The organism is Enterobacter cloacae complex sp. P27C, from assembly GCF_014895705.1.
GTDB lineage: Bacteria > Pseudomonadota > Gammaproteobacteria > Enterobacterales > Enterobacteriaceae > Enterobacter > Enterobacter bugandensis.
The window spans coordinates 98,807-105,829 of the sequence record NZ_JADBQB010000011.1; the positions used below are offsets into that span (position 1 = coordinate 98,807).

Consider the following 7,023-nt stretch of genomic DNA (forward strand, 5'->3'; position numbering starts at 1 on the left):
CTTTATCAGGCGTAAGCCGCGGCCGGGATAACCTTTCCAAGACGGAGGGCGTCCAGCGCGATCATTTTTTCTTCGTTGGTAGGGATAACCGCGCAGGTCACGCGGGACGACTCGGTGGAGATGACGCGCGCACCCGCGCTGCCCGGCAGAGCGTTTTTCGCCTCGTCGAGCGCGATGCCAAACACCTTCAGATGTTCCGCCACCAGCGCGCGGATCAGCGTGGAGTTTTCACCGATGCCGCCAGTGAAGATCACGCCATCCAGACGGTGCAGAGACGCGGCGTGACCGGCGATATGCCGCGCTATGCGGTGGACAAAGGTCTTTATCGCCAACTGCGCCCGGTCATTGCCGTCATGCCAGGCTTTCTCCAGCGCGCGTAAATCGGAGGAGATACCGGAGATGCCAAGCAACCCGGACTCTTTGTTGACCACGCGCTCCAGATCCTCGAACGACTGGCCGGTCTGCTGGGCAATCCACGCCATTGCGCCGAAGTCCACGTCGCCGCAGCGCGTGCCCATCACCAGCCCTTCCAGCGGCGTCATCCCCATTGAGGTATCGACGCTTTTACCGTTGCGCACCGCGCAGATGGACGCCCCGTTGCCGAGATGGGCAATCACCAGGCCGCTGTCATCGGGGGACAGCCCGAGGAGCGCGTGCGCCTGCCCGGACACGTAGCGGTGAGAGGTGCCGTGGAAACCGTAGCGGCGCACGCCCAGCTCTTCAAAATAGCGGTACGGCAGACCGTACAGATACGCCTGCGGCGCCATGGTCTGATGGAAACTGGTGTCAAATACCGCCACCTGCTGCACGCCGGGGAACAGGCGCTCTGCGGCTTCCACGCCGCTCAGGTTGGCGTAGTTATGCAGCGGCGCCAGCGGGGAAACCAGGCGGATCTGCTCAATGACCTCTTCCGTGATGAGGGTCGACTCGCTGAAGAGATCGCCGCCGTGAGCGATGCGGTGGCCAATCAGGGCCACGCTGCTCATCAGGTCGCGCTTCTCCAGCTCGAGGGCGATGGCGGCCAGCGCCCCTTCGTAGTCCTGGTGAGCCAGTCTGACTGGCTCACCCCCGTTCACGGAAATAAAGGCTTTTTCAGTGTTGATGCCATCCGCAATGCCCGTCAGCAGGGCATCGCAGCCTGCTGCGTCCAGCACCGAAAACTTAACGGAGGACGATCCGCAGTTAATAACCAGTACTACCGGAAATTCAGTCATGTGTTACTCCGCTCTTCCTGAGCTTTGGGTTAGAACAGTTTGTAAACGATGTTCAAAATGGTCAGCAGGCCGACCACGGTCACGAAGATGTTCTCGGTCCGGCCTTTGTATTTCGCCAGCGCGGGCGCTTTACGAATGGCGTACATCGGCAGCAGACACAGCAGAGAAGCGATAATTGGCGCCCCCATAGCTTCGATAAGGTCGAGAATGTTCGGGTTGGCGTAGGCCACAATCCAGGTGGAGCCCATGATGAAAATCATGCTGATGGTGTTCAGCTTGCCGACGGAGACGTTCTTCTTATCGCCCTTGTAGCCGAACTTGAGGATCAGGCCGTTCAGCCCCTCCAGCGTGCCCAGGTAGTGGCCGAAGAAGGATTTAAAGATAGCGACCAGCGCGATGATGGAGGCGCCGTATTCCAGCACCGTGGCGAACGTGGATTTACTGCCCGACATCGAGGCAAAGTGGTTCGCCAGGTAAGAGAGCACCGGAATGTTCTGCGCTTTGGCATCCGCCATGTTCTGCGGAGAGAGCGTAAACAGGCAGCTAAAGGCGAAGAACATCACCACCGCCACCATCAGCAGGCTGGCGCGACCGATGATTTTGGAACATTTCTGCTCGGTGAATGCTTTCCCGAACTCCGGCTCGTACTCTTCGCGCTTGGAGACCACGAACGAGGAGACGATGGGCGAGAAGTTAAAGGAGAAGACCATGATGGAGATCCCCAGCCACACCGTGACCAGAATGCCGTCATGACCGGTAAAGGCGATATCGCTCAGGTTGACCTGGTCGATTACCGCCGAGTTCCAGTACGGGATCAGCGACAGGGAAATCAACACCAGGCTGGCAATGAACGGAAACACCAGGTAGCTCATCACCTTCACCATCAGGTCTTTCCCGAACCAGATCACAAAGGCCATCAGCAGCAGCAGGAACAGCGCCACCACGCCGCGGTTCAGCGCAGGCATCTGGAGCTGGTTTTCCCAGAAGGTCATAAAGGTGTTAGTAATGGTGACGCCGTAAATCCACAGCAGCGGGCAAATGGCGAAGAAGTAGAGGAAGGTGATCACCACCCCACCGGTTTTCCCGAAGTGCTCTTCCACCGTCTCGGTGATGTTGCCGGAGACGTTGCTGCCGGACAAACAGAGGCGCGCCAGCGCGCGGTGGCAGTAAAACGCAATCGGGAAGGCGAGTACCAGCATCAGCAGGATGGGGATCAGTCCGCCAAAGCCTGCGCGAATGGGGAAGAACAGCACGCCTGCGCCAATGGCGGTACCAAACAGGCCGAGCGTCCATGTGGTGTCAGACTTACGCCAGGAGGACGTTTTTGTCTGGCCAACGATAATGCTTTCTGTGTTGCTCATAGGTCACCTTTATGCGTCAACGAAGCCGGTAATTTGGGAAACACGGGAGAGATCGATATTGCCGCCGGAAATAATGCAGACGGTTTTACGGCCCTGAATATAGTGGTCAAGCTTGCCGCTTAATAACGCCGCGCAGGCCAGCGCGCCCGCACCTTCCGTCACCACTTTATTTCGCTGAATAAGGGCAATCATGCTGTTGCGAATATCGTCTTCACTCACCAGCACAATGTCATCGACCAGTTCACGAACAATTTCGAAGGTTAATTTACCCGGACGAGACACGTCGCAGCCGTCGGCTAATGTGCCGGTAACGCGATGGTTGGTTATTTCTCCGGCCTGCCAGGAAGCCGCCATTCCGTGAACGTTTTCAGACTGTACGCCGATAATATTGATTGTCGGGTTGATGGATTTAATTGCTGTCGCAATACCGGCAATTAAGCCGCCGCCGCCGATAGGGACAATCACGTTATCCACGTCGTAAAGATCTTCGAGAATTTCGAGGCCGATGGTGCCCTGCCCGGCAATGACTTTCGCATCGTCATAAGGCGGAATAAATATGCGCCCCTCCATCTCGACGATTTCGCTCACCTTAGCGATGGTGTCGTTAAAGTTCTCGCCGTGCAGCACCACTTCCGCCGAATAGTCGCGGGTAGCGGCGACCTTGGATTTTGGCGCGCCCATCGGCATCACCACTTTGCCGTCGATACCGAGCATGGCGCAGGAGAGCGACACCCCCTGAGCGTGGTTTCCTGCGGAGCAGGCCACTACCCCTTTGCGTTTTTCTGCGTCCGTCAACGAACTTAACTTATTAAACGCCCCGCGTATTTTAAACGAACCGGTACGCTGCATATTTTCAAACTTAAGAAATATCTCACCCTTACAGCGTTCGCTGAGATAATTTGAGCGCGGCATGCCGGTTTTATAAATTTTTCCCGCCAGGCGTTTTCTGGCGTCCTGAATATCTTCAATGGTCACCGGGAGATCGTAGGTAATGTGCATAATATCCTCGTTATAATAATTCATTGTTTTCAGGCAAAGTCAGGGTATCAGAGCGTTAAAAAGCGTCGCTCCGGGTGTTTTAAAACTTAATTATTTTTATCGTCGTTTATCGATATCCATCGACGAATATTGTTTTGCCAGTTCAACTAATACTGACGCCGATTTTTTAATACTGTAATTTTTCGACCACACGGCGGCATAGCGCGCCACGGGTAATTCATCTTCCACCGGCAGGACGATAAACTGGTCCGAACCGAACGGCGCAATCATGTCACGGGGGATCACCGTCAGGTAATCGGCATTAAGGACAAGGTTATAGATAGTGACGACGGAATCGGTCTGGACGATGTTTTCAATGCTGATGCGGTTGTCTTGCAGGGTGGTCAGGAGTTCGTTGTAGTAGCCCATATCGGTTTGCGGCATCACCCACTGCTCATGCGTAAGTGATGCCAATCTGGTCGGGCCGGTGCACGTTCGTGATTTACTCGCCACCAGCACAAACTCGGATTCAAACAGTGGCTCAACGTGAAGATCCTGAAGCAACATTCCGTCGCTCAGCGTGCCGATGGCAAAATCCAGCCGACCGTCGCGAATGGCGGGCAGGAATGAAGAGAGCTGCGCTTCATACATGGAGACGCGCGCTTTCGGGAACACTTCCCTGAATTTTTTGATCATCTCAGACAGGAAGGTGAAGCCAATCAGCGACGGATAGCCAAAGGAGACGTCCATGACGGTACTGAAACTGAGGCTGTTGATTTCGCTCACCATGTTTTTCATTTCGCGGGTGATCGACTCAGCGTATGACAGCAGCACCTGACCAGCAGCAGTGAGTTTTACGCCGGTGTTTTTACGCACCATCACTTCCACCCCGAAGTAGGATTCGATGTCGCTGATGATTTTGCTGACGGCGGGTTGCGTCAGGCCTAGTTGTCTTGCGGCAGAACCTATGGAGCCACTTTTAATGACTTCCTGAAATACCACGAGGTGCTGAGTTTTCGGTAGAATAATAGTATTCATAATATTCTGCGCTTATTTCCCTATGACGCAGCGGATTCTACCCAATAATGTTTCAGGGGGTATGTGCTGTTACTCACAATTTGCTTCCCCGCGCATTTTACGGGCACAACAAGAACCTAAAAAACACTTTACAATCAATATTATACAAAATTAAAAGCACACCATTACGCTGATATCGATCAATAAAATCAGCAGTAATAAATTTATTTTATGGCGATAACCTTGATAAATTTCTCTACGTTAAATAAATCAATAAAGATGAACTTTCAGACAATTAAAGGCCAATAAATAACCGTTATTCCTTTTAAACATTCTTTCAAATTATCAAATTTTGCAGAGGATTTTTGGACAGCTTTTTATAAACAGTGGAATACGTCACACATTCATAGCCTGAATGTTTTTAATTTCAATATGTTTATATCAAATAAGAAAATATTTGCGATCGTTCAGTTAACATTCGCAACAAATTAACAATACTGTAAATTCACCATTTTTTAGGGTGAAATTTTGTGATAACGATCGTTTGCGGTAGGCATGGCGATGCCCGAAAGGGTCATGCAGTGAAATGTGCTTAATGTCGCAAATATGAGAATTGATGTCGTTTGTGCGAGTTGCCGGGTGGCGATGCACTTACCCTGCCTACAACCCCCAGAAAGCAAAAAACCCCGCCGAAGCGGGGTTTTTTAAGAAGTTGAAGCTGACCGATAAGGCGGCTTCGTTCGACTGTACGTCAGGCAACTACAGCGCTGAAGTTGTCTTGTGGCGCAGACTGTATCTCACTTTGTGTGACAGATAAAGCTGGTTACCAGACAAAAGAAAGGCCGGGAAAAATCCCAGTCGTCCAACTCACAGATTAAATCCTCCAAAGCAGGGTTACCCTACCTTTCGGCCTTGTCGGAATGCTTCGCGCGCTTCGTTCAAGCTCATGATATTAGCTCCACCAGCATAATCAGGATCACCGCTCTGAACTGAATCATTTTCCCAGTTACAGACAGGGCATAATTCATAACTTCTCTCTCCGCTAAACTCGAACTGCCCACAACAGGGGCATAACATCTTGGCCTCAAAAATTTGCGACTTATTCATCTCGAAAGCCGGGTTTTCCATTGGCTTTACGCCATTCTTTTATTTCTTGGATAATCGCTAGCGGTCCGCTTTTCCCTTCCTCCGGGTAGTACAACAAATCTGAGCCAGAAGGATGTTCGCAAAGCCTTTCAAACTCAGCTACAGCAGCCATATGAGCGTTTTCAGAGGGATAGGTATCTTGGTAGATGCCCTCAACAAAAGCGAGGAAATCAGCCTCGCTAAAATCAGTAATCTCTTTACCCATTCCCATTTTGTGCTCCTCGGTGAATTTCGATATGACGCTTAGGTGTTGCTACCCCTAAATTATCGACACCATAAACAGCGCCACCATTTTGAATTTCTTCAATATGATGAAGCTCATGCTTGCCCCTTAACCCAACCCTTTCCGATTTCCTGACGTAAGGCGCTCGACCATTCTTCATGGTAGCTAAACTACCTAGATCAAATTGTCTTGATGAAAGGCTGGGACAAACCGTTTACGAATGGAGCTTACTCTCCACGAAAGCCTGGCTTGCCGTTGGCTTTACGCCATTTCTGAACTTTTTCCGCAATAGCTTCAGGTGTTGCTTGTTCACCTGGTTCAGGATAGTAGATTAAATCAGAACCCGAGGGATGCTCTGATAGCTCAATGAACTGTTCCAAAAGCTCGTCTTGATGACTTTCGCCCCCTTCAGCACTAATAATTTCTGCAATTAACTCGATGAACTCGTTTCTTGACAATTCGCTTACACTTTTCAAGTTATGCTCCTTTATGGATATCAATGTGGCGTTTGGGGGTCGTGATACCCATATTATCCACATTGTACACATCACCGCCTTGGCTTACAGGCTTGATATGGTGAATTTCAAAAGCACGCCTTTTCCCAACAGTTTCTACAAACATTGTTCGTGGAGACATACCATATTTCATTCGGGCTAAATTGCTGGGGATAAATTTCTCTGATAGTTCAGGATCTTTACTGACCTCCTGCCAGAATGCTTCCCTGAAGTCGTCAAAGCTGGAGAAGGTACGCCCACGCAGTTTATCGGCTATCTGAGACGGGATCGGAGAGCCATTCCCCTGATTCGCATCACCTAACCATGTGCCAGTAACCTTCTGGCCTTTGCCTGTGACTTGTCCCGGATTGTTGCGAATATAGATATAAATTGGCGGGATGTCTGATACGGGCAGGATCAGAATGTAATCCGCGAAATTTTTTTCATCCGGTGCCGGAGTTGTTGTGCTGGTACTCTGAGTTCCATCCGGTAACGGGTTAACAAGGATGCTTTCCGGTAGCTTTGGAGGTGTCTGATTACCTGTGTTTGACGGAGCGTTAATACCGGAATGATCCGGGGTCCAGATAAGG

Annotated in this window: 8 protein-coding genes and 1 pseudogene; all 9 read right to left on the bottom strand. The window is 51.0% G+C overall.

The window, feature by feature from the left end; genetic code table 11:
- Positions 1-5: 5 nt before the first annotated feature.
- Positions 6-1,214 (bottom strand): propionate kinase, encoded by a 1,209-nt coding sequence (tdcD, locus tag IM291_RS19430; protein WP_192987524.1) that lies wholly within the window; start codon positions 1,212-1,214, stop codon positions 6-8.
- A gap of 29 nt (positions 1,215-1,243) precedes the next feature.
- Positions 1,244-2,575: a threonine/serine transporter TdcC gene (tdcC, locus tag IM291_RS19435; protein WP_047367071.1), complete on the bottom strand. Its 1,332-nt coding sequence runs from the start codon at positions 2,573-2,575 to the stop codon at positions 1,244-1,246.
- Positions 2,576-2,584: 9 nt separating this feature from the next.
- Positions 2,585-3,574, bottom strand: a complete 990-nt coding sequence (gene tdcB, locus IM291_RS19440) for a bifunctional threonine ammonia-lyase/L-serine ammonia-lyase TdcB (RefSeq protein ID WP_023326154.1) — start codon at positions 3,572-3,574, stop codon at positions 2,585-2,587.
- Positions 3,575-3,670: 96 nt separating this feature from the next.
- On the bottom strand, positions 3,671-4,591 hold the full coding sequence (gene tdcA, locus IM291_RS19445; RefSeq protein WP_045260099.1) for a transcriptional regulator TdcA: 921 nt from the start codon (positions 4,589-4,591) through the stop codon (positions 3,671-3,673).
- An 873-nt stretch (positions 4,592-5,464) separates the two neighbouring features.
- A complete protein-coding gene (locus IM291_RS19450) occupies positions 5,465-5,698 on the bottom strand; it encodes a CPCC family cysteine-rich protein (protein WP_370552184.1) in 234 nt (77 codons plus the stop codon).
- Entirely contained in the window at positions 5,670-5,927 is a 258-nt protein-coding gene (locus IM291_RS19455; RefSeq protein ID WP_226837552.1) for a bacteriocin immunity protein, read from the bottom strand. The genes IM291_RS19450 and IM291_RS19455 overlap by 29 nt, the downstream gene beginning before the upstream one ends.
- Positions 5,914-6,120, bottom strand: a pseudogene (locus IM291_RS22125) (HNH endonuclease); the annotation flags it as partial. The pseudogene IM291_RS22125 and the gene IM291_RS19455, both read right to left, overlap by 14 nt.
- Positions 6,121-6,166: 46 nt before the next feature.
- Positions 6,167-6,415 (bottom strand): bacteriocin immunity protein, encoded by a 249-nt coding sequence (locus IM291_RS19460; RefSeq protein ID WP_226837554.1) that lies wholly within the window; start codon positions 6,413-6,415, stop codon positions 6,167-6,169.
- A 1-nt stretch (position 6,416) separates the two neighbouring features.
- Positions 6,417-7,023 (bottom strand): S-type pyocin domain-containing protein (locus tag IM291_RS19465; protein WP_192987526.1); only part of this gene is annotated, 607 nt, incomplete at its 5' end.